Origin of the sequence: Saccharothrix coeruleofusca, from assembly GCF_014648515.1 — a bacterium.
GTDB classification, from domain to species: Bacteria; Actinomycetota; Actinomycetes; order Mycobacteriales; family Pseudonocardiaceae; genus Actinosynnema; species Actinosynnema coeruleofuscum.
The window spans coordinates 86581-108705 of sequence record NZ_BMRG01000011.1; the positions used below are offsets into that span (position 1 = coordinate 86581).

General features: G+C 75.0%; 22 protein-coding genes. 7 read left to right on the forward strand and 15 right to left on the reverse strand.

Going from position 1 to position 22125, the window contains the following annotated elements; translation table 11 throughout:
- Positions 1-2: 2 nt before the first annotated feature.
- The 7 genes from IEZ00_RS24185 to IEZ00_RS24215 all read right to left on the reverse strand — a co-directional run bounded on the left by IEZ00_RS24185 (position 3) and on the right by IEZ00_RS24215 (position 6962).
- Positions 3-1523: an amino acid permease gene (locus tag IEZ00_RS24185; RefSeq protein ID WP_189225613.1), complete on the reverse strand. Its 1521-nt coding sequence runs from the start codon at positions 1521-1523 to the stop codon at positions 3-5.
- 56 nt (positions 1524-1579) lie between these two features.
- Entirely contained in the window at positions 1580-2500 is a 921-nt protein-coding gene (locus IEZ00_RS24190; RefSeq protein WP_189225614.1) for a cation diffusion facilitator family transporter, read from the reverse strand.
- Positions 2501-2642: 142 nt separating this feature from the next.
- Positions 2643-3857 (reverse strand): mannose-6-phosphate isomerase, class I, encoded by a 1215-nt coding sequence (manA, locus tag IEZ00_RS24195; RefSeq protein ID WP_189225737.1) that lies wholly within the window; start codon positions 3855-3857, stop codon positions 2643-2645.
- A gap of 16 nt (positions 3858-3873) precedes the next feature.
- Positions 3874-4950, reverse strand: a complete 1077-nt coding sequence (locus IEZ00_RS24200; protein WP_189225615.1) for an SIS domain-containing protein — start codon at positions 4948-4950, stop codon at positions 3874-3876.
- 6 nt (positions 4951-4956) lie between these two features.
- Positions 4957-5154, reverse strand: coding sequence for a Trm112 family protein (locus IEZ00_RS24205; RefSeq protein ID WP_189225616.1), 198 nt, complete (start codon positions 5152-5154; stop codon positions 4957-4959).
- Between the two features lie 4 nt (positions 5155-5158).
- On the reverse strand, positions 5159-6511 hold the full coding sequence (locus IEZ00_RS24210; protein WP_189225617.1) for a phosphomannomutase/phosphoglucomutase: 1353 nt from the start codon (positions 6509-6511) through the stop codon (positions 5159-5161).
- A 91-nt stretch (positions 6512-6602) separates the two neighbouring features.
- Positions 6603-6962 carry a DUF3499 domain-containing protein gene (locus IEZ00_RS24215; protein ID WP_209622805.1) on the reverse strand — a complete coding sequence of 120 codons (360 nt, stop codon included), beginning with the start codon at positions 6960-6962 and terminating at the stop codon, positions 6603-6605.
- A gap of 147 nt (positions 6963-7109) precedes the next feature.
- Between IEZ00_RS24215 and IEZ00_RS24220 the strand changes: the two genes are divergently transcribed.
- A complete protein-coding gene (locus tag IEZ00_RS24220) occupies positions 7110-7556 on the forward strand; it encodes a metallopeptidase family protein (RefSeq protein WP_189225618.1) in 447 nt (148 codons plus the stop codon).
- Between the two features lie 206 nt (positions 7557-7762).
- Here IEZ00_RS24220 and IEZ00_RS24225 read toward each other — a convergent pair whose 3' ends face one another.
- Entirely contained in the window at positions 7763-11134 is a 3372-nt protein-coding gene (locus tag IEZ00_RS24225) for a glycosyltransferase family 2 protein (RefSeq protein ID WP_189225619.1), read from the reverse strand.
- Between the two features lie 68 nt (positions 11135-11202).
- Positions 11203-11472, reverse strand: a complete 270-nt coding sequence (locus IEZ00_RS24230) for a WhiB family transcriptional regulator (protein WP_189225739.1) — start codon at positions 11470-11472, stop codon at positions 11203-11205.
- 297 nt (positions 11473-11769) lie between these two features.
- Here IEZ00_RS24230 and IEZ00_RS24235 point away from each other — a divergent pair, with 297 nt between their 5' ends.
- Genes IEZ00_RS24235 through IEZ00_RS24250 form a run of 4 tightly spaced genes read left to right on the forward strand, consistent with a single transcriptional unit; the run spans position 11770 to position 15369 of the window.
- Positions 11770-12519, forward strand: coding sequence for a site-2 protease family protein (locus tag IEZ00_RS24235; protein ID WP_189225620.1), 750 nt, complete (start codon positions 11770-11772; stop codon positions 12517-12519).
- 24 nt (positions 12520-12543) lie between these two features.
- Positions 12544-13509 (forward strand): 2-phospho-L-lactate transferase, encoded by a 966-nt coding sequence (gene cofD, locus IEZ00_RS24240; protein WP_189225621.1) that lies wholly within the window; start codon positions 12544-12546, stop codon positions 13507-13509.
- Positions 13445-14830, forward strand: coding sequence for a coenzyme F420-0:L-glutamate ligase (locus IEZ00_RS24245; protein ID WP_189225622.1), 1386 nt, complete (start codon positions 13445-13447; stop codon positions 14828-14830). The genes cofD and IEZ00_RS24245 overlap by 65 nt, the downstream gene beginning before the upstream one ends.
- Positions 14827-15369 (forward strand): NUDIX hydrolase, encoded by a 543-nt coding sequence (locus IEZ00_RS24250; protein ID WP_189225623.1) that lies wholly within the window; start codon positions 14827-14829, stop codon positions 15367-15369. Before IEZ00_RS24245 ends, IEZ00_RS24250 begins: the two co-directional genes overlap by 4 nt.
- Here IEZ00_RS24250 and IEZ00_RS24255 read toward each other — a convergent pair.
- A complete protein-coding gene (locus IEZ00_RS24255; RefSeq protein ID WP_189225624.1) occupies positions 15366-16265 on the reverse strand; it encodes a DNA-3-methyladenine glycosylase family protein in 900 nt (299 codons plus the stop codon). The two genes, IEZ00_RS24250 and IEZ00_RS24255, sit on opposite strands and share 4 nt — an antisense overlap.
- On the reverse strand, positions 16258-17337 hold the full coding sequence (gene manB / locus IEZ00_RS24260) for a mannose-1-phosphate guanylyltransferase (RefSeq protein WP_189225625.1): 1080 nt from the start codon (positions 17335-17337) through the stop codon (positions 16258-16260). Before manB ends, IEZ00_RS24255 begins: the two co-directional genes overlap by 8 nt.
- Before the next feature lie 153 nt (positions 17338-17490).
- On the opposite strand from manB, the gene IEZ00_RS24265 reads away from it, so the two are divergent.
- Entirely contained in the window at positions 17491-17895 is a 405-nt protein-coding gene (locus IEZ00_RS24265) for a hypothetical protein (protein ID WP_189225626.1), read from the forward strand.
- Positions 17896-18064: 169 nt separating this feature from the next.
- On the opposite strand, the gene IEZ00_RS24270 is transcribed toward IEZ00_RS24265, so the two are convergent.
- From IEZ00_RS24270 to IEZ00_RS24285, 4 genes are all read right to left on the reverse strand, one after another.
- Positions 18065-18922, reverse strand: a complete 858-nt coding sequence (locus IEZ00_RS24270; protein ID WP_189225627.1) for a glycosyltransferase family 2 protein — start codon at positions 18920-18922, stop codon at positions 18065-18067.
- A gap of 10 nt (positions 18923-18932) precedes the next feature.
- Positions 18933-19376 (reverse strand): DUF4396 domain-containing protein, encoded by a 444-nt coding sequence (locus IEZ00_RS24275; RefSeq protein ID WP_189225628.1) that lies wholly within the window; start codon positions 19374-19376, stop codon positions 18933-18935.
- Between the two features lie 67 nt (positions 19377-19443).
- Positions 19444-20568, reverse strand: a complete 1125-nt coding sequence (locus IEZ00_RS24280) for a glycosyltransferase family 4 protein (protein WP_189225740.1) — start codon at positions 20566-20568, stop codon at positions 19444-19446.
- A 79-nt stretch (positions 20569-20647) separates the two neighbouring features.
- Entirely contained in the window at positions 20648-21682 is a 1035-nt protein-coding gene (locus IEZ00_RS24285) for a glycosyltransferase family 4 protein (RefSeq protein ID WP_189225629.1), read from the reverse strand.
- A gap of 20 nt (positions 21683-21702) precedes the next feature.
- On the opposite strand from IEZ00_RS24285, the gene IEZ00_RS37045 reads away from it, so the two are divergent.
- Positions 21703-22125: glycosyltransferase family 2 protein (locus IEZ00_RS37045; RefSeq protein WP_373293190.1), on the forward strand; the 423-nt coding region annotated here is incomplete at its 3' end.

A 22125-nucleotide genomic window follows, 5' to 3' on the forward strand; every position in this document is an offset into this window, starting at 1 on the left:
CGTCACGGCACCTCGTCCGGCTTCACCACGGGCTCGGCGGTCGCGCCACGGGTGCTCAGCACCGAGTGGCGGCGGCTGTAGGCGAAGTACACCACCACGCCCAGCGCCATCCAGACCAGGAACCGCACCCAGGTCAGCGCGGTCAGGTTCAGCATCAGCCACAGGCAGGCGACGATCGCCAGGATCGGCACCAGCGGCACCAGCGGCACCCGGAAGCCGCGCGGCAGGTCCGGGCGGGTCTTGCGCAGCACCAGCACACCGGCGGAGACCAGCACGAACGCGAACAGCGTGCCGACGTTGACCATCTCCTCCAGCTTGCCCGCCGGGAAGAAGCCCGCCGCGATGGCCACCAGCACGCCGATGATCAGGGTGATCCGCACCGGGGTGCCGTGCGAGCCGGTGCGGGCCAGGCCGCGCGGCAGCAGGCCGTCGCGGGACATCGCGAACAGCACTCGCGTCTGGCCGAGCATCAGCACCATCACCACGGTGGTCAGACCCGCCAGCGCGCCGACCGAGATGACCGTCGCCGCCCAGTCCACGCCGTTGTCGGCGAACGCGGTCGCCAGCGTCGCCCGGCTGCCGTCCGGCTGGGTCTTCAGGTTCTCGTAGGGCACCATGCCGGTGATCACCAGCGACACCGCCACGTACAGCACGGTCACGATCGCCAGCGAGCCCAGGATGCCGCGCGGCACCGCGCGCTGCGGGTCGCGGGTCTCCTCGGCCGTGGTGGCCACCACGTCGAAGCCGATGAACGCGAAGAACACCAGCGACGCCGCGGCCAGCAGGCCCAGCACCCCGTACGTGCTCCCGGAGAAGCCGGTGACCAGCGAGAACAGCGACTGCTCAAGACCGGTGCCGGTCTCCGGCCCGGACTGCGCGGGCGGGATGTACGGGCTGTAGTTCTCCATCTTGATGTAGCCGATGCCCAGCACGACGACCAGCAGCACCACGGCCACCTTCACCGCCGTGATCACCGCGCTCACCCGCGAGGACAGCTTGGTGCCCACGATCAGCAGCCCGGTCAGCACCGCCACCAGCAGCAGCGAGCCCCAGTCGACGTCCAGGCCGCCCACCTGGGCGGTGGTCTTCAGGTCCAGCCCCAGCTGGCCGAGCACCGTCTCCAGGTACAGCGACCAGCCCTTGCCCACCGCCGCGGCCCCGACCGCGAACTCCAGCACCAGGTCCCAGCCGATGATCCACGCCGCGAACTCGCCGAACGTGGCGTAGGAGAACGTGTACGCGCTGCCCGCCACCGGCACCGTCGAGGCGAACTCGGCGTAGCACAGCGCGGCCAGCGCGCAGGCGATCGCGGCCAGCACGAACGCCAGCGACACCGACGGCCCCGCCATGTTGCCCGCGGTGCTGGCGGTCAGCGTGAAGATGCCCGCGCCGATGACCACCGCGACGCCGAACACCGTCAGGTCCCACGCGGTGAGATCCTTGCGCAGCTTGGTGCCCGGCTCGTCGGTGTCCGCGATCGACTGCTCGACCGACTTAGTGCGCCACAACCCGTTCCCCGGCACGGTGCCCCTCCTCGTCGACGGTTGGACCGATCAGCCTAGAGGCAGCCCCGACCGGGTTACGACTTGGTCAGCGACCGGTCCAGGTCCGGCTCCAGGTAGATCAGCCGAGCGGCGGGTACCCGGTTTCGCACCCTCTGCTCGGCGTCATCGATGGCCTGCGCCACATCAGCGGCCGGAAGACCGGGGCTGAGCGCGATCTTCGCCGCCACCAGCAGCTCGTCCGGCCCGATGTACTGGGTGCGGATGTGGATGACCCGCTGCACCTTGCCCGCCGCCAGCTCGTCCACGATCAGGTCCAGCTCGGCCGGGGACGCGCCCTCGCCGATCAGCAGCGACTTCATCTCGATGATCAGGACGATCGCGATCACGCCGAGCAGCACGCCGATGCAGAGGGTGCCCAGGGCGTCGAACACCGGGTCGCCGGTCAGCGTGGCCAGCCCGACCCCCAGCAGCGCCAGCACCAGGCCGAACAGCGCGCCCGCGTCCTCCAGCAGCACCACCGGCAGCTCGGGGGTCTTGGACTGGCGGATGAACTGCCACCAGGTCGCGTCGCCCTTGATCGCCTTCGACTCGACGATCGCGGTGCGGAAGCTGTAGCTCTCCAGCGCGATGGCGACCACCAGGATGCCCACCGCCACCAGCGGCGAGGACAGCTCCTCGGGGTGCTGGAGCTTGTGGATGCCCTCGTAGATCGCGAACACCGAGCCGAGGCTGAACAGCAGCAGCGCGACCACGAACGAGTAGAAGTACCGGTCGCGGCCGAAGCCGAACGGGTGGTTCGGCGTGGCCTTGCGCCGCGAGGTCTTCTGCCCCAGCAGCAGCAAGCCCTGGTTGGACGTGTCGGCCACCGAGTGCACCGACTCGGCCAGCATCGACGACGAGCCGGTGATCAGGAAGCCGACGAACTTCGCCAGCGCGATCCCGGCGTTGGCCACCAGCGCGGCGATGATCGCCTTGGTCCCGCCTCCTGCTGACACTGTTGCTCCCTCTGGCACGCGAGTCCGAATTGTCGCTGTGACCCTAGTGTTTCCCGGACCGCGCAGCACCCCGGACCACCAAATCACCGCGAGTCGAACGCTCGGGTACCACGAGTTGAACGCCCAGGCGCCGGGGCAGGGGCTACTCGGCGCCCGCCGTGGCGCGGAACAGCTGCGCGGGCACGTCGGCCTCGACCAGCACCGGCGGATCACCGGCGGCCAGCCACACCGACTGGCCCCGGCGCAGCGCCTGCCGCTCGCCCCGCGCGGTGGTCAGCACCACCTCGCCGCGGGTGCAGAAGAGGATCTGCGGACCGGTGTGGTCCACGCGGATCGGCACGCCCGGCCCCGGCTCCAGCCGGGACAGCTCGAACTCCGGGCACGGCGTGCGGTAGACCCACAGCCCCGGCGAGACCTCGTCGCCGCGCTGCACCGGCATGTCCCCGCAGCTGAAGTCCAGCACCCGCATCAGCTCCGGCACGTCCACGTGCTTGGGCGTCAGGCCGCAGCGCAGCACGTTGTCGGAGTTGGCCAGGATCTCCACGCCGGTGCCGTGCAGGTAGGCGTGCAGGTTGCCCGCGGGCAGGAAGATCGCCTCACCGGGCTGCAGCACGATCCGGTTGAGCAGCAGCGCGGCCAGCACGCCCGCGTCGCCGGGGTACGCCTCGCCCAGCTCCAGCGCCGTGCGGCACTCCGCGTCGAACTCGCCGCGCTCCTTGACGTGCAGCACGCACGCGTCGAGCACCTGCGGCAGCAGCGCGTCCAGCGCGGTCTGCGGCAGCGTGATCAGGGTGGTGAACAGCGCGCGCAGCCCGTTGGCGTCGGGCTGGACGGCCAGCAGCTCGGTGTAGGGCGCGAAGTCCGGCGCCTCCAGCGCCCTGAGCAGCTTCACCGTGCGGTGCGGGTCGCGGAAGCCCGCCAGCGCGTGGAACTCGGTCAGCGCGCAGACCAGCTCGGGCTTGGCCGACGGGTCCTTGTAGTTGCGCACCGGCGAGTCGATCGGCACGCCCGCGGCGTTCTCGGCGGCGAAGCCCAGCGCGGCCTGCTCGGCCGACGGGTGCGCCTGCAGGCTCAGCGCCTCCTCGGCGGCGAGCACCTTGAGCAGGAACGGCAGCCTGCCGCCCCAGCGCTGGGCGAAGCGCTCGCCGAGCTGGCCGCGCGGGTCCTCGGCGAGCAGGTCCAGCAGGGAGCGGACGGCGCCGTCGGGGCCGACGACCCTGGACGGGTCGCCGGGGTGGGCGCCCATCCACAGCTCGGCCTCCGGGTGCGGGGCGGGCACCTCGCGGCCCAGCATCTCGGCCAGCGCCGTGCGCGATCCCCAGGCGTACGACCGCACCGCGTTGTGCAGCACATCCACTGTGACGTCCACTCCCTCAGACGGCGGGCGCGTAGAGGCCGGGCCCGCCCAGCGTCCCCGCGGCCAGCCCCAGGTACAGCGCGGCCAGCTCGAACCGCAGCGCCAGCGCGGCGGCGCACACCGCGTCGCCGCCGGTCATCTCCTCCGCCGGTTCCAGCACGTCGGCGCCGGGCAGCGCGTCCAGCGCGGCCCGCCGGGCGAACTCCGCCTGCGGCCCCTGCCGCACCGCCAGCAGCACCACCCGCACCAGGCCGTCCTGCTCGTCGTCCGGGTCGGCGAAGATGTCCGCGCCGGACGTGCCGTGCACGGCCCGCCGGTGCAGCACCGACCTGGTCAGCGCCTGCGGGTAGGGCGTGACGTCGGACACCACGCCCGCGTAGCAGGCCAGCGCGCCCGCGCCGTGCTCGGCGACCGCCGAGGCGGGCTCGTCCAGGCCCCACAGCAGCGGGGTGCGCTCGGCCACCCGCAGCGCCAGCGACTTGGCCGGGTTGACGAACGACTCGTGCGCCGGGTGGTTCCGCTCGGCCTCCCGGTCCAGCTCGTCGGCGACCTGGGCCACGTCCACGCGGAGCAGCCCCAGCGCGTTGAGCGCCACCACCCAGGCGGCGAACGCGCGGGCGAAGCCGAAGCCCTGCGGCACCGGCACCCTCGGCGGCACCAGCAGCGCGTGCTGCGCCGCCGACGCCGCCACCGGGCCTTCCGGCTCGGCGGTCAGCAGCACGCGGGCGCCGCGCCGGGCCGCCCGGTCCACCGACTCGGCCAGCACCACGTCACCGGGGTCCTCGGTGTGCGCCAGCACCACGTCCAGCGCGCCCACCCAGCCGGGCACCTCCGCCGACACGACCACCGGCACCGGGCACTGCGGGCCCAGCAGCGCGGTCACCAGCCTGGCCACCGCGGACGCCACACCGGGCCGGGTCACCAGCACCAGCGCGCGGGGGCGGTCCTGCAGCAGCCGCCGCACGCCCAGCTCGTCGGCCACCTCGGCGGTGGCCCTGACCTGCGCGCCCGCGCGGGCCGCGGCGCGCAGCAGGCCGCCGGAGTCGGCGTCGACCAACCGGTGCTGGTCGTCGAGGAGGCTGTCGTCGAGCACGTCAGCTCACCCAGCCGCCCGCTCGACGGCCTCGTCGAGCAGCAGCACCGGGATGCCGTCCCGCACCGGGAACGAGCGCCCGCACGAGGTGCAGGTGAGGAAATCGGCCTCCGGGTCGGCGTCGGTGCCGACCTTCAGCGGCGCGTGCTCGGGGCACGGGCAGGCCAGGATCTCCAGCAGCTGGGGGTCGAGTTGGACGGCCACGACGTCATCCCCTCACGATCGCCAGGACCTCGTCGCGCAGCGCGGCGACGGCGGCCTCGTCGGCGGCTTCCACGTTCAGGCGCAGCAGCGGCTCGGTGTTGGAGGCGCGCAGGTTGAACCACGCGCCGTCGGGCAGGACGACGGTCAGGCCGTCCAGCTCGTCGAGCTCGACGCCGTCGCGGCCGCCGAACGCCTCCTTGATCGCGGCCAGCCGACCGGCCTGGTCCTCGACCGTGGAGTTGATCTCGCCGGAGGCGGCGTAGCGCTGGTAGTCGCTGGTCAGGGCGGACAGCGGACCGTCCTGCTCGCCGAGCGCGGCCAGCACGTGCAGCGCGGCCAGCATCCCGGTGTCGGCGCGCCAGAAGTCGCGGAAGTAGTAGTGCGCGGAGTGCTCGCCGCCGAAGATGGCGCCGGTGCGGGCCATCTCCTCCTTGATGAAGGAGTGCCCCACGCGGGTGCGCACCGGGGTGCCGCCGTGCTCGCGCACGATCTCGGGCACCGAGCGCGAGGTGATCAGGTTGTGGATGATCGTGCCGCCGGGGTCCTTGGCCAGCTCGCGCACGGCCACCAGGGCGGTGATGGCGCTGGGCGAGACCGGCTCGCCGCGCTCGTCCACCACGAAGCAGCGGTCCGCGTCGCCGTCGAAGGCCACGCCCGCGTCCGCGCCCTCCTCGCGCACCCGCGCCTGCAGGTCGACGATGTTCTTCGGGTCCAGCGGGTTGGCCTCGTGGTTGGGGAAGCTGCCGTCGAGCTCGAAGTACATCGGCACGACCTCGATGGGCAGGCCCTCGAAGACCTTCGGCACCGTGTGCCCGCCCATGCCGTTGCCCGCGTCGACCACCACCTTCAGCGGGCGGCTGCCGCTCAGGTCGACCAGTTCGCGCAGGTAGGCGGCGTACTCGGAGAGCATGTCGCGCTCGGTGACCTTGCCCGGCTCGACGCCCTCGGCGTCCGCGACGCCCTGCTCGACGTCGGCGCGGATCTGCCCCAGCCCGGTGTCCTGGCCCACCGGCGCGGCCCCCGCCCGGCACAGCTTGATGCCGTTGTACTTGGCCGGGTTGTGGCTGGCGGTGAACATCGCGCCGGGCAGGTCGAGCTTGCCCGAGGCGAAGTACAGCATGTCGGTGCTGGCCAGGCCGATGCTGACCACGTCGACGCCCTGGCGGGTCACGCCCTCGGCGAACGCGGCGGCCAGACCGGGCGAGGACTCGCGCATGTCGTGGCCGATGACGACCGCCGGACCGCCCACCAGGCGGGCGAAGGCCGCGCCGAACTCCCGCACCACGTCGGCGTCGAGCTGCTCGCCCACGACCCCGCGGATGTCGTAGGCCTTGACGATGCCGGACAGATCGCGCACGCCCACACTCCCATTCACGCTCTTGACACTGCGGTCCGCAGCCTACCGGCGAGCGCGTCGGGATCGCGCCGGGTCGCCCCGGTGTACCCGCTCAGTCCTCCCGCGGGTCGGGCAGTACCCGCAGGTGCCCGCGGCGAATGGTGCCCGCCGGCACCTCCGGCGGCTCGACCGGCCGGTCCGCCCGGCCCGCCTCGCGGACCGCCTCGGCCAGCGCGGTCAGGTCGTCGACGGTGGGCTCGGGGGGCCGGAACTCGCCCTGGTGCCGGACGACCTCCCAGCCGCGCGGCGCGGTCAGCCGCAGCGCGTGCTCCTCGCAGAGGTCGTAGCTGTGCGGTTCGGAGTACGTGGCCAGGGGGCCGACAACGGCCGTGGAGTCCGCGTAGGCGTACGTGAGCGTGGCGACTGCCGGGTTCGCGCACCCGGTTCGCGAGCACCGTCTCACGCTCCGCACGTTCGGGACGATATCGCGTCGCGCGTCGGCTGTGTTGGATTGCCCGCGGTGTTTCCCGACGAAGAGCGGGGTGATCCGCGGATCTCGCAGGTCGCGGCACTGGCCGACGGGCTGTCGGAGCGGCTGTCTAGGCTTGGGGGTGTGGTGATGGCTCGTGGTTCGCGACGGCAGGGCGCCCCGCGGCGGCGCAGGCGCGACCGGCACGGGCGTGGCCTGCGCGGTCCGCTGTACCCGGCGACGCTCCCGGCTGCCCGCAGCCGGGCGGAGCGGTTCGACGCCCTGGTGCTGGAGGCGCTGGAGCCGATCGAGGCGCGCTGGCGCACCGAGCTGACCCAGCTCGACGTGGCCGTGGACGACGTGCCGGACGTGCAGGCCGCGGGCGAGGACGGCGACGTGGTCGAGGACGGCAACGTGCCGCTGGCCCGGCTGGTGCCCGCGGGCGCGGACCGGCGGGCGCGGATCGTGCTGTACCGGCGTCCGCTGGAGGCGCGCGCCAAGGACGGGGCCGACCTGTCCGACCTGGTGCACGACGTGCTGGTGGAGCAGGTGGCCAACTACCTGGGCCTGGACCCGGACGTCATCGACGGCGACTGACCCCGTCGCAACTCCCCCATCCGCACGGCGTGTCGTGGTCCAGACCTCGCGAGTCGAACGCTCAGACACCCTGAACTCGACATTCGCGCACCTCGGGCAGTAGTTACCGGCCCCCGCACACCCGTCCGGTAGTACTTGCCGACACACCAGGGGGGCGCGCGCAGCGGGGTGTTCGCGAGCGCCGCTTTTGGTTCTGAACGCCCACCTCACCGTGCCCGAACGCTCAGTTCGCGTGGTCGGGTGATCAGGGGTGGGGCGGCCATCCACACCGTCAGGAGGGCGGCGGCGGCTTGGAGGAGGAGCAGGAGGTCGCGGGTGGCGCCGGGGGCCTCGACGCGGACGTCGGCGGCGGTGGCGGGCACGGGGACGGCCACGAGGTGGCCCCAGGCGCGCACGACCGGCGCGGGGTCGCCGTCCACGGTGGCCCGCCACCCCGGTTCGTCCTCGGCGGCCACCACCAGCAGCCGCCCCTGCGGCCCCTCGGACACCCGCACCCCCAGCTCCGGCGGCCCGGCCTCGACTGACCCGGCCTCGACCGGGGCGGTGCCCGGCGCGTCCTGGTCGGCAGGCGGATCGCCCCCGGTGCGCGCGCGGCGGGCCAGCTCGGGCGAGAGCAGCACCGCGCCGCCCGCCGCCTGCCGCACCCGCAGCACGGGCCTGCCGTCCGACAGCGGCGGGGCCTCGCTGACCAGCTCGCCCGCCGCGTCGCGCAGCCGCCGGGCGCTCTCCCGGTCCTCCGGCACCACGAACGCCACCCCGGACGCCGCCGCCTGGGTCAGCGCCACCCGCGCCGCCTCCGCCGAACCGCCCGTCAGATCCCGCCGCCAGCGCTCCAGCCGCGCCGCGCTGGTCGGCGTGGGCACCAGGTCGTCGTCGCCGAACGCGGGCAGCCGCCCGCCGACCTGCCGGGTCGGCGCGCCCAGCACCAGCACCGAGCGCCCGGTGCTCGGCAGCTCCCGCTGCACGGTCGACGGCAGCCGCGCCGCCTCGGCGCGCAGCGGTCCCTGCCGCAGCCCCGCGAACCCCGCGCAGGCCAGCGCGAGCACCCCGGCCAGCGCCGCCGCCGAGGCCAGCCGCCGCACCGGCCACCGCACCGGGGGCAGGTCGCGCCGGGCGGCGGCCAGCACCACCCACAGCAGGCCCCAGCCCGCGATCACCAGCGGCACGCCGGTCCAGCCGGGCTCGGCGGCCCCGCCGGTCAGCGGCGTCACGGGCACGGTCAGCAGCGCGATCACCGCGAACGCCGCCGCCACGAGCGCCGCCGCGCCGGGCAGCATCGCCCGCGAGGGCCGCAGCACCACCGCCGCCAAGGCGGCCAGCACCACCACGGCCCCGGCGAACGGCAGCGCGCCCGGCCCGCCGGGGCGCAGCGCCAGCAGGTCGGCCACCCCGACCCCGGCGGGCGCGAGGTGCGCGCCGACGCCGTGCAGGAGCACCGACGGGTGCTGGATCACCACGGCGGGCCACGGCAGCAGCAGCGCCAGCGGCAGCAGCACGACGATGAACAGCCCGGCCACCCGGCGGCGGCCGTCCCCGACGCGGCCGGGCACCAGCACGAACCCGACCAGCGCGGCCACCGCCACCAGGCCGTGCGCCAGCGGGGAGAACGCGCCGAGCGCGGCCAGCGCCAGCGCGGTGCCCGACGCCACGGGCAGCCACGCGGCGCCGGTGCCGCCGCGCAGCACGGCCATCAGCCCGGCGAGCACCAGCGGCAGCAGCACGTGCGCCACGACGGCGTCCAGCCTGCCCTGGGCCACCGCCGAGGTCGCCGGGGGCAGCAGCGCGTAGGCCGCGGCGGCCACCGCCCGCACCGGTCGGCGCGCCGGCAGCCGCCGGGTCGCCGCGTACGCGGCCAGCCCGGCCAGCGGCGCGTCCCCCAGCAGCAGCGCGGCCACCGCGAACTGCGGTCCGCCGAGCACGCCCAGCACCCCCAGCACGGCCAGCGCCGCGGGCGCGGGCGCGCTGGTGCCGCCCGCCACCGGGTGCCACGCGGCCAGGTACGCCGACCAGGTGCCCGCGAGGTCGGGCACCGGCAGCAGCCGCCCGCCCGCCAGGTCCAGGCCGAGCCGCGCGGAGTTGGCCAGCAGGCCGAACGCGGTCAGCAGCAGCGCCAGCAGCAGCGGCGGCCCCAGCACCACCGACCGCAGCACCCGCGCCCGGTCCACTTCGACGAAGACGATCCCCGGCGCGGGCGCGGGGGTGCCGCGCGGCACCGGCGATGGACGGGGACGCGGCGACGGGCGCGAGACACCGGACGGCAATTCGGCCGTCACCGGGACGGCGCTCACCGGGGCAGCGCTCACCGGGACGGCCGTGGCCGGTCGGCGCAGGCCGCCGGTCGCCCGCACCGGTCGCCGCCGCGACAGCGCGCCGGCGGGCAGCGCCTGCGGCCCCACCGGACGCGGACCGTCCACTTCGGAGGGATGGCGCGGCGCGGTCTCCGGGAGCCTGCCCAGCGCCGCGTCCGCCTGCACCCGCCTGCGCACCAGGTACGCCGAAGCGTCGCGGATCGCGTTGCGCAGCCTGGTGATCCGGCTGGTGAACAACCCCGGCACGCCACCCTTGTGCGGACGTGCGGCGCGTCCCGCGCGCAACCCGGCCCGTCCGCCGAACAGGTAGCGCAGCGCTGCGACCTCCGCCTGCGCGTCGGAGAACCGCCGCAGCAGCAGGAAACCCAACGCCCGCAGCAGGAGCAGCAGCACGGTCCTTGGCAGACCGAGCACATAGGACAGTGCCGAGCAGTTGACCAGGAACGTGCGCAGTCCGTGCGCGCGGTCCACGCCGCGCGGGGCCGGACCGGGCGGGGCGGGCACCGCGTCCAGTCCGCGCTCGCCCCGGCCGACCGCCCTGGCGTGCCGCATCCGGGCCACCGGCACCGACAGCACCAGGTGCCCGGCGCGGTTGGCCCGCCAGCCGAAGTCGACGTCCTCGCGCAGCAGCGGCAGCGCGCGGTCGTAGCCGCCCAGCGACTCCCACGCCGCGCGGCGGATCAGCGAGCCCGCCGAGGGCACCGCCAGCACCTCGGTGCTCTGCTCGAAAGCACCCTGCCCGAACGACCCGAACGACCCGACCAGCGCCACCCCGCCGATGCCGGTCTGCCGGTGCCCCGAGGCGTCCGTGGACAGCCCGGCCTCCACCACCAACCGGGGGTCGGCCCAGTCCAGGGCCAGCGGCCCGAGCACCGCCGCCGACGGCGCGACCTCCGCGGCGGTCAGCAGCGCGGACAGGCAGTCCGGCTCGGGCGCGCAGTCGTCGTGCAGCACCCAGATCCAGGAGCCCGGATCGCCCCACCGCCGCACCGCGTGGTCCACCGCGGCGTGCACCGCCTCGGCGAAACCGGTGTCGCGCGACAGCGACAGCACCCCGTCGACCAGCCGATCCGGACCCGCCGAAGCCTCCGCGAGCAGCTCGGCGGTGCCGTCCAGCGAGCCGGTGTCGACCGCCAGCACGTGCCGGGGTCGGGGCCGCTGGTCGCGCAGCGCCGCCAGCGCCTCGCCCAACCACCGCGCGCCGTCGTGGCAGACCAGTACGGCCAGGACGGGCGCGGTGCGCAACCGCGGTGTGGCACCGCTCGTCAACTGCCGCTCCCGTTCGTCCGACGGCACCGTCGAACGCACACGTTAAGCCAGAGCAGGCGGCGCGGCGGTCACACCGCGCGCTTCTTGAGCTTCCTCCGCTCGCGCTCGGACAGGCCGCCCCAGATGCCGAAGCGCTCGTCGTGCGCCAGCGCGTACTCCAGGCACTCCGAGCGCACCTCGCAGCCGAGGCAGATGCGCTTGGCCTCCCTGGTGGAGCCGCCCTTCTCCGGGAAGAACGCCTCGGGGTCGGTCTGCGCGCACAGGGCGCGCTCCTGCCAGTCCTGCTCGTCAGCCGCGTCGAACAGGTCGGTGAACGCGCTCAGCTCCCGCGCAGGCACTTCACCGCCCTCGCCACGACCCCCGTCGATTTCCCGCAACCGTCCGCCTCCTCGCCTTCCGCTCTCCCCGGTTGGCGGACACCACTCGCCGTCCCCACAACGACGAATGACACCGATGTGATTACACCTGTGTCACAACACCCGGTCAAGCTGAGTACACAGGACGGGGGATATTCGCGCAGATGGCGGCTAAAGCCTTGACTAGCAGCACAGACGGTGATTGGTCTGCTGCTCCGAGCGATATCGCCTGGGCGGGCGGCCCATGACCGGACGCGCCGGGCGGGCCACACTGGTGGGGTGAAGAGATCAGCGGTGCTACCGAGTCCACTGTTCCTCAGCCTCCTCGCGGCCACGGTGGCGGGCGCCGTGCTGACCGTGCTGGAGTCCGAAGCCGCCGTGATCGGCGGCACCGTGCTGTTCGTGCTGGGCGGCTGGGCGGTTTCCCTGTGCCTGCACGAGTTCGGCCACGCGATCGTGGCCTACCGGGGCGGCGACTACGCGGTGCGCGCCAAGGGCTACCTGACGCTGGACATCCGGCACTACACCGATCCCGTGCTCAGCATCGTGCTGCCGCTGGTGCTGCTGGCCTTCGGCGGCATCCCGCTGCCCGGCGGCGCGGTGTGGATCAACCACCACGCCCTGCGGTCCAAGCGGGTGGAGTCCATGGTGTCGCTGGCCGGGCCGCTGAGCAACCTGGTGCTGGGCGCGCTGCTGAGCGCGGCGGTGCTGCTGCTCCAACCGCCCGCGGGGCTCGCCGCGGCGATGTCCTACCTGGCCCTGCTGCAGGTGTTCGCGTTCGTGCTGAACATCCTGCCCATCCCCGGCCTGGACGGCTGGGGCGCCATCGAGCCGTACATGTCCTACTCGGCCCGGCAGTTCGGGGCCAAGGCCCGGCAGTGGGCGCCGTTCGTGCTGTTCGCCGTGCTGATCGGCTTCCCGAGCATCGCGCGGCTGTTCTTCCAGCTCGCCGACACGGTGTTCGACCTGGTCGGGGGCAACTCGCTGTGGGCGGCCTACGGCCAGGCCACCTTCATGTTCTGGCGCTGAGCGCCGGTGGCAGGATCACGTCCCGTGAAGGTCGTCGTACTGGTGGGCGGGGTCGGCGGGGCGCGGTTCCTGGTGGGGCTCAAAGCCCTGCTCAGCGGACCCGAGCACGAGATCACCGCGGTGGTGAACACGGGTGATGACGTGTGGATGCACGGGTTGCGGATCTGTCCGGACCTGGACACCTGCATGTACACCCTGGGTGGGGGCATCGACGCCGAGCGCGGCTGGGGTCGGGCGGGCGAGACGTGGGCGGTGAAGGAGGAGCTGGCCGCCTACGGCGCCGAGCCGACGTGGTTCGGGCTGGGCGACCGGGACGTGGCCACGCACCTGATCCGCACCCGGATGCTGAACGCGGGCTACCCGCTGTCGGCGGTGACCGAGGCGCTGTGCGACCGCTGGCAGCCCGGCGTGCGGCTGCTGCCGATGTCCGACGACCGGGTGGAGACCCACGTGGTCGTGGAGACCGACGGCCAGACGCGGGCCATCCACTTCCAGGAGTGGTGGGTGCGCCACCGCGCGGCGCTGGCGGCGCGCTCGTTCGCCTCGGTCGGAGCGGACAAGGCCGCCCCCGCGCCGGGCGTGCTGGACGCGATCGCCGGGGCGGACGCGGTGCTGCTGGCCCCGTCCAACCCGGTGGTGAGCGTGGGCACCATCCTGGCCGTGCCGGGGTTGCGCGAGGCGCTGCGCAAGACCGAGGCGGACGTGGTCGGGCTGTCGCCGATCGTCGGCGGCAAGCCGCTGCGCGGGATGGCCGACGCCTGCCTGACCGCGATCGGCGTGGAGACCTCGGCCCAGGCCGTCGGGCGCTACTACGGCTCGCGCAAGACCTCGGACACGGGCATCCTGGACGCGTGGCTGGTGCACACCGGCGACCGCTGCGACGTGCCCGGCGTGGCGGTGCGGGCGGTGCCGCTGCTGATGTCCGATGTGGACGCCACCGCGGAGATGGCGCGGGTGGCGCTGGAGATGGCCGGTATCGACGTTGGCTGACCACGCGGCCCCCGAGCCGATCGAGCTGATCCCGGTCACCGGGTTGCCGGAGTTCCGCCCCGGCGACGACCTGGCGGGCGCGATCGCGTCCGCCGCGCCGTGGCTGCGCGAGGGCGACGTGGTCGTGGTGACCAGCAAAGTCCTGTCCAAAGTGGAGGGACGGCTGATCGGCGTGCCCGCCGACCCCGAGGCGCGCGACGCGGTGCGCAGGCGGTGGGTGGAGGCCGAGGCGGTGCGGGTGCTGGCCCGCCGGGGCCGGACGCTGATCACCGAGAACAAGCTCGGCATCGTGCAGGCGGCCTCCGGCGTGGACGCCTCCAACGTCGCGGGCGACGAGATCGCGCTGCTGCCGGTGGACCCGGACGGCTCGGCGGCGGCGCTGCGGGAGCGGCTGCGCGCCCTGCTGGGCGTGACGACGGCCGTGGTGGTCACCGACACGATGGGCCGCGCGTGGCGGGTCGGCCAGACCGACGCCGCGATCGGCGCGGCCGGGCTGGCGGTGCTGCACCGGTACGCGGGCTCGGTGGACCGGCAGGGCAACCCGCTGGTGGTCACCGAGGTGGCCGTGGCCGACGAGGTCGCCGCCGCCGCGGACCTGGTCAAGGGCAAGCTCGGCGGGGTGCCGGTGGCGGTCGTGCGCGGCCTGCCGGTGGTCGACGACGGGTCGACGGCGCGGGAGCTGGCCCGGCCGGTCGAGGACGACCTGTTCCGGCTGGGCACGGCGGAGGCGGTGGCCCAGGGCCGGGCCGAGGCGGTGCTGCTGCGGCGCTCGGTGCGGTCGTTCTCCGCCGAGCCGGTGGACCTGGCGGCGGTGCGCCGGGCGGTCGGGGCGGCGTTGACCGCGCCCGCCCCGCACCACACCCGGCCGGTGCGGTTCGTGCTGCCGCGCGAGCGGCGGACGGCGCTGCTGGACGCCATGCGGGAGCGCTGGGAGGCCGACCTGCGGGCGGACGGGCTGGACGAGGCCGCGGTGGCCCGGCGGGTGGCGCGCGGGGACTTCCTGCGGACCGCGCCGGAGATCGTGCTGCCGTTCCTGGAGCGCACCGGCGCGCACAGCTACCCCGACGAGCGGCGCTCGTCGGCCGAGCGGACCATGTTCACCATCGCGGGCGGCGCGGCCGTGCAGGGGCTGCTGGTGGCGCTGGCCGCCGAGGGCCTGGGGTCGTGCTGGGTGTCCTCGACGATCTTCTGCGCCGACGTGGTGCGCGCGGTGCTGGAGCTGCCCGAGTCGTGGGAGCCGCTGGGCGCGGTGGCGGTCGGCCACCCGACCGAGCCGCTGGCGCCCCGCCCGCCGGTGGACGGGGGGCTGGTGGAGCTGTGAGCCTGCACGACGACGTGGTCGCCGCGCTGCGCGGCTGGCCGGGGCCGCAGCACGCGCTGCGCGAGGCGTACCTGGGGTTCCTGGCCGCCAGGCAGGACGCCTGCGAGCGCTCCTGCGTCCCCGGCCACATCACCGCCTCCGCGCTGGTGCTGGACTCGACCGGCACGCGGGCGCTGCTGACCCTGCACCCCAGGGTGGGCCGGTGGCTGCAGCTGGGCGGCCACTGCGAGCCGTCGGACCGGACGCTGGCGGGCGCGGCCCTGCGCGAGGCCACCGAGGAGTCCGGCATCGAGGGGCTGCGGATCGACCCCGTGCCGGTGCACCTGGACGTGCACCCGATCACGTGCTCGCTGGGCGTGCCGACCCGGCACTTCGACGTGCGCTTCGTGGTGCGCGCCCCGGCCGGGGCCGAGCCGGTGCGCAGCGCCGAGTCCGACGACCTGCGCTGGTGGCCGCTGGACGCGCTGCCGCCGGACACCGACGACCTGGCGCCGCTGGTCCGAGCGGCCCGTCAGCAGGCCACCTGGACGGCCCTCTAGATGGCCCGGTAGTCGCGCGCCGCGAACCGGGGGCCGAAGCGGGGTTTGCGCACGCCCGAGGCCAGCAGGTAGCGCACCGCCCGGTGCCGCTGCGGCGCGCACGGGGCCAGCAGCTCGGCCATCCCGTCGTCGTCGACCGGCTCGCCCACCAGCGCCCACCCGACGTGCGCGGCGAGGTGGTAGTCGCCGAAGCTGACCGCGTCCGGGTCGCCCCACACCCGCTGCGCCACCTCGGCGGCGGTCCACGGCCCGACGCCGGGCACCTTGCACAGCAGCGCCCGGCCCGGCTCGCCCTTCAGGTCCGCCGCGTTCTCCAGGCGGTGGGCGACCTGCGCCGCCGCGACCAGGGCGCGCCTGCGCCCGCCGTCCACGCCCGCCTTGTGCCACTGCCAGTCGGTGATGCCCAGCACCGCGCGGGGCGTCGGCGGCACCCGCATCCCGGCGGGCGCGGGCCCCGGCGCGGGCAGGCCGAACCGCAGGCACAGCTGCCGGTAGGAGCGGTGCGCCTCGGTGCCGGTGACCTTCTGCTCCAGCACCGACGGCAGCAGCGCGTCCCAGACCCGGCCGGTCGCGCCCAGCCGGATGCCCGGCCTGCGCCGCCTGCTCTCCGCGATCAGCGGGTGGTGCGGCCGGAACGCCGAATCGTCGTCCAAGCCGCCCAGCAGCGCGGGCAGCCCGTCCAGCAGCCACCGCGCGCCGTCACCCCACGCCTGACCCTCGACCTCATCGCCGGGGCGGCGCAGGCGCAGCGTCCCCGGCCCGGCCGGGGTGTTCGCGGTCAGCCACACCGCGCCGTCCGCGTCGAGCTGGAACGACGGGTCGCCCGGCCCCCGGCGCAGCGGGGCCAGCACCGCGCCGAGGTCCAGCGCGAACGGTGGCCGCCAGGTCCTAGACATCGGTGGAGAACCGCACCCCCGCCTCCGGCAGCACCACCCCCGGCCACACCCGCGCCCCGTGCCGCAGCTCGCACCGCGCGCCGATCACCGCGCCGTCGCCGATCACCGCGTCGGAGACCACCGCACCGGCCTGGACCAGCGCGTTGGCCCCCAGCACGCTGCGCTCCACGCGCGCGCCCTCGCCGACCACCGCGCCGTCGAACAGCACCGAGCCCTCGACCACCGCGCCCCCGGCCACGGTGCAGCCCGCGCCGACCGTCGTGCCGCCGGACAGCGTCGCGCCCTCGTCGACCGACGCGCCCGCCAGCACCAGCGCCTCGCCGGTGCCCTCCGCCAGCGCGGCCGACGGGGCGATGCCGCGCACCAGGTCCGCCGAGCCCTTCACGAACGCCGCGGGCGTGCCCAGGTCCAGCCAGTACGAGGCGTCCACGTGGCCCTGCAGCCGCGCGCCCGCGGCGAGCAGGCCGGGGAAGGTCTCGCGCTCCACCGACACCGGCCGCCCCTGCGGGATGGCCTCGACCACCTCGCGGCGGAACACGTAGCAGCCCGCGTTGATCTGGTCGGTCGGCGGGTTCTCGGTCTTCTCCAGGAACGCGGTGACCCGGCCGTCCTCGTCGGTGGGCACGCAGCCGAACCGGCGCGGGTCGTCCACCTTGACCAGGTGCAGCGTCACGTCCGCCCGCGCCTGCCGGTGGGTGGTGAGCACCCCGCGCAGGTCCACACCGGACAGGATGTCGCCGTTGAACACCATCACGTCCGGCTCGCGCAGCTTGTGGGCCACGTTGCGGATCGCGCCCGCGGTGTCCAGCGGCTCGTCCTCCACCACGTACTCCAGCTCCAGCCCCAGCCCGGAGCCGTCGCCGAAGTGCTCCTGGAACACCTCGGCCTTGTACGACGTGCCGAGCACCACGTGTGTGATGCCCGCCTCCCGGATGCGCGACAGCAGGTGGGTGAGGAACGGCACCCCGGCGGTCGGCAGCATGGGCTTGGGGGCGGACAGGGTCAGTGGGCGCAGCCGGGTTCCCTTGCCCCCGACCAGAACCACCGCCTCCGCTCCTTGCGGCTCCGACATGCCGTTTTTCCTCCTCCGCTTACTTCCGCCCGTGGATGCGAATACTCTGGCAGAAGTGCTCCGGCGGCGCGGGCGGTGGGCCCGTGTCGTCGAGCGCCCTCGATCGGCAACGCCGGCGCTCAGCCGGCCCAAGGCAACGCAGGAGAGATCCGGATGGACCCCCGCGCTCGGGCCGACGCCGCACTCGCCCGTGCCCGCGCACGCGGCAACGTCGTGACGCCGGACAACATGACCTCGCCGATGGACTCCTCGGCGACCCAGCAGATCCCGCGCACCGTGGTCGACGCGGTGGACCCCCGGCGGGTCGACCCGGACTCGACCATGGTGCTGTCGTCGCAGGTCGCGGCCGGTCAGGCGGCTCCCCAGGCGCGGCCCCAGCAGCCGCCGCCCCCGCCCCAGCCGGTCCGCGAGCCCGAGCCGGAGCTGCGCGTCGCGCCGGGCCCGGTGCCCACCGTGCAGCAGGTGGCGGGCGGCAGGCCCTCGCTGGCCCAGCGCCTGTCCGGCGGCCAGGACCAGCAGCGTCCCCCCGGCCTGGCCAACCGCCTCAACGGCGACTGACCTGGGCACCGCGAGTCGAACGCTCAGGACCCCCGAGTTCAACGCTCAGGGCGAAGATCACCCGTTCGTGCACCGCCTCGCGCGCCCGAACGACGAATTCACCCGACCCGAGCGTTCGACTCGCGGTACCTGAGCGTTCGACTCGCGGGACGGGGTCAGCGGCGGCGGGTCAGCGGCGGCGGGTGAGCAGGCGCAGGCGCAGGCCCAGCCCCAGCCGGACGGCCAGCAGCAGGGGGGCCCACTGCGGTCCCCGGTGCCGGTCGGCCAGGTAGCGGTAGGCGCTGCTGTGGTGGGCGGCCAGCATCCGGTTGGACGACTTGGCGGTCGACACACCGCCGATGTGCACCACCTCGGCGTCGGGCACGTACACGTTCAGCCAGCCCGCGCGCGCGATCCGGTCGCCCAGGTCCACGTCCTCGAAGTACATGAAGTAGCGGGGGTCGAACCCGTTGACCGAGTCGAACGCCTCGCGCCGCAGCAGCAGGCACGACCCGGACAGCCACCCGGCGGTGCGCTCGCCGATCTCCGCGCCCTCCTGCCGGTACTCGCGGGTCCACGGGTTGCCCGGCCACACCTTGCCGAACACCGCGTGCCCCAGGCCCCGGCCGAGCGAGGGCTGCAGCCGCGCCGACGGGTAGACCTCGCCGTTGGGCTCGCGGATCAGCGGCCCGAACGCGCCGCCCCTCGGCCACCGCTTGGTGGCGGCCAGCAGCGCGTCGAGGCTGCCCTCGCCCCATTCCAGGTCGGGGTTGGCCACGACCACCCAGCCGTACTCCGGCCCCAGCTCGGCGACGCCGCGGTTGGCCCCCGCCCCGTAGCCGAGGTTGCCCCCGGTGGGCAGGAACACCACGTTGTCCGCCGACGCCGCCGCGCGCTCCGGCGCGCCGTCGGTGGAGCCGTTGTCGGCCAGCACGACCCGGACCTGGCGGGTGGTCGCCCTGGTCAGCGTCGCCAGGAACCGGTCGAGGGTCTCCCCCGGCGAGTAGGTGACGGTGACCACCGCCAGCTCGTCTCCGTAGCGCGTCACGCGCGCCACCCTAGTGGTGGTGGACGTGGTGCATCACCGCGTGGCCCTTGCCCCGCGCGATGAGCCACCGGTTCACCGGCACGGTCAGCGCGAACGCCACCGCCAGCGAGAAGGCCAGCGCGCCCCAGAACAGCGCGGCGGTCAGCCCCGCCGCCATCGCGCCGGGCACGATCAGCATGATCGTGTTGTCCACGACCTCCATCACCGCGATGGACACCGTGTCGGCGGCCAGCGCCAGCTTGACCGCCGCGGCGAAGCCGACGCCCGCCTTGAGCACGCCGCGCAGCGTGAGGGCGTAGCCGAACAGGAACGCCAGCGCCACCGCGAGGACCACGGTCCCCCAGGCGGGCAGCCCGAGCCAGGTGCCGATGACCATGCCGAGCACTTCGCCGATGGCGCACCCGGTGAGGCAGTGCAACGTGGCGGACACCGCCGCCGACCAGTTCCCTCTCACACCGACAACATACCCCCAGGGGGTATGCAGAAGGCAAGCGGGATCACTCGATCGACGCCTCAAGGGTTCAGCGGCGGTACGTCCGCGCCGCCCGCTCGTAGGCCAGCCGGTGCCGCGCCGCCGAGGTGGCCCAGGAGAAGTCCTTGGCCCGCACCAGCGCCGCCGCCGCCAGCGCGTCGCGCCGCGCCGGGTCGTCCAGCAGCTCGGTCAGCGCCGCGGCGATGTCGCCCGCGCCCACCCCGCAGTAGGCCACCGCGTCGCCGCCGACCTCGGGCAGGCTCAGCCGCCGGGTGGTCAGCACCGCCGCCCCGCAGGCCATCGCCTCCAGCACGGGCAGCCCGAAGCCCTCCCCCAGCGACGGGTAGGCCACCAGCTCCGCCCCGCCGAGGAACCCGGCCAGCTGCTCGAACGGCAGGTACCCGGCCCGGATCACGCGCACCCGGTGCGGCACCGCGTCCAGCGCCCGCTCCACCTGCCCGTCCCACCCCGGCTGCCCGGCCAGCACCAGCGCGGGCGGGTTCGCCCGGCCCCGGCACGCCTGCGCGAAGCCGCGGATCAGCGCGGGCACGTTCTTGCGCGGCTCCAGCGCCCCGAGGAACGCCACGTACGGCGTGCTGCCCAGGCGCAGCGTCGCGCGGACGGCCGCGACCTCCTCCGGCGTCGGCGGGTGGAACCGCTCGGTGTCCACGCCGTGCTGGGCGATGTGCAGCATCCGCCGGTCCGCCCCCGCCACCCGCGTCAGCTCATCGGCGGTCGCCCGACTGGGGACCACGCACAGCGCGGCCCGGCGCAGCGAGGCGCGGGTCCAGGCGCGGAAGAAGCGGGCCTTGACCGACGAGTGCAGCACCGGGTCGGTGAAGAAGGTGGCGTCGTGCAGCGTCACCACCGACGCCGTGCGGTTGGCCAGCGGCACGGTGTAGTGCGGCGAGTGCACCACCTGCACGCCCAACCGGGCGGCCAGGCGCGGCAGGGACGTCTGCTCCCAGGTCAGCCGGGCCGTCCGGGTGGCCACCGCGTCGGCCGCGGGCACCACCCGCGACCTGGGCGCCAGCGCTCCGTACAGCGCGGCGTCGCGCGGCTGGCACACCACGCTCAGCCTGGCCCCGTCGGCGTCCAGCGCCGCCACGAGCGAGTCCACGTACCGCCCGACACCACCGCGGTCGGCTGGGACGGCAGTGGCGTCAATCAGCACAGCGGGTTCGACGGGTGACACGCGGTGCAGCGTACGGCTCACGCCGGACCGGTTGTGCCGGATTCCGGTAACCGATGCGCTAACGGGTCACCCCCAGGTGTATCCCCCACACGGCGGACGCGGCATTCTCCCAGGTGAACCGCTCGGCGCGGCGGCGGCCCGCCTCGGCCATGCGACCGGCCTCACGCGGGTCGGCCAGCACCGAGCGCAGCGCGGCGGCCAGCGCGGCCCGGTCCCCGCGCGGCACCGCCACCCCCGCGCCGCCCGCCACCTCCACCAGCGCGGGCGCGTCGGAGTGCACCACCGGCACGCCCTGGGCCATCGCCTCCAGCAGCGGCAGCCCGAACCCCTCGGCCAGGCTGGGCGCGGCCAGCACCGCCGCCCGGCGCAGCACGAACGCCAGCTGGGCGTCGCTGAGCCTGCCCAGCAGCCGCACGTGCGGGGCGCGCAGCTCCACCCCGCCCCACCCGCGCGGCCCGACCACCACCAGCGGCACGCCCACCTCGGCGGTGGCCCCGGCCAGCAGGTCGAACCCCTTGCGCGGCTCGACCGTGCCCACGGCCAGCACGTACCGCTCGGGCACGTCCACCGGCTCCTCCGCGCCGAACGCCGTCACGCCGTGGCCGACGACGTGCACCGGAGCACCGACGGGCACCCGGCGGCGCAGGTCCTCCGCCACCGCCTCGGTCGGCACCACCAGCGCGGCGGCCCGGCTCGCGGCCCGGCTGATCACCCGCTGGTGCCATGCCGCGCCACGGGCGGTGAGCGTCTCGGGGTGGGTCCACGGCACGGTGTCGTGCACGGTGACCACGACCCGCCCGCGCGGCGGGGCCAGCGGCGTGGGGGCGTGCACCGCGTCGCCGCCCGGCCAGTACGGCACGCCGCGCTCCCAGGCGGCGATCAGCGCGCGGCGGGGCAGCGGCAGCACGCGCGGCCCCTCCACGCCGGGGATCACCGCCGCGCTCGGGTCGGCGTGCCTGCTCACCACGCCGGTCACGGTCCACCCGGCGGGGGCGGTGGCGGCCAGCGCGGCGGCCAGCTCGCGGGTGTAGCGGCCGGTCCCGCCGGGCACCGGGGCCAGCAACTGCTCGGTCAGCACAACGAGGTTGGGCACGTCGCGTACCGTCTCACGCCGTGGTGAACCCGAGCACGACGGTGGTCGTGGTGACCTGGCGGGGTCGCGAGCACATCACGGCCTGCCTCGACGCGCTGGCCGCGCAGCGTCCACATCGGACGATCGTGCTGGACAACGCCTCCGACGACGGCACCGCGGCGCTGGTGGCGGCGCACCCCAGCGCGCCGGAGGTGCTGCGCCTGCCGCGCAACGCGGGCTACGCGGGCGGCCTGGCCGCCGTGCTGCCCCGAGTCGGCACCCGCTACGTGGCCTGGCTCAACGACGACGCCGCGCCGGAGCGCGGCTGGCTGGCCGCCCTGGAGGACGCGCTCGACGCCGCGCCCGAGGCCGCCGCCGCCACGTCGTCGATGCTGCTGGCGGACGGGGCCACGCAGTCGGTCGGCGTGGCGCTGACCGCCGACGGCCACGGCCGGGACCTGGTG

Bases quoted from the DNA above. Each gene is read 5' to 3' on its own strand.
- IEZ00_RS24220 (WP_189225618.1), top strand. From the start codon at position 7,110: ATGGCTCGTGGTTCGCGACGGCAGGGCGCCCCGCGGCGGCGCAGGCGC.
- IEZ00_RS24245 (WP_189225622.1), top strand. From the start codon at position 13,445: ATGTGGACGCCACCGCGGAGATGGCGCGGGTGGCGCTGGAGATGGCCG.
- IEZ00_RS24255 (WP_189225624.1), bottom strand. From the start codon at position 16,265: ATGTCTAGGACCTGGCGGCCACCGTTCGCGCTGGACCTCGGCGCGGTG.
- manB (WP_189225625.1), bottom strand. From the start codon at position 17,337: ATGTCGGAGCCGCAAGGAGCGGAGGCGGTGGTTCTGGTCGGGGGCAAG.
- IEZ00_RS24265 (WP_189225626.1), top strand. From the start codon at position 17,491: ATGGACCCCCGCGCTCGGGCCGACGCCGCACTCGCCCGTGCCCGCGCA.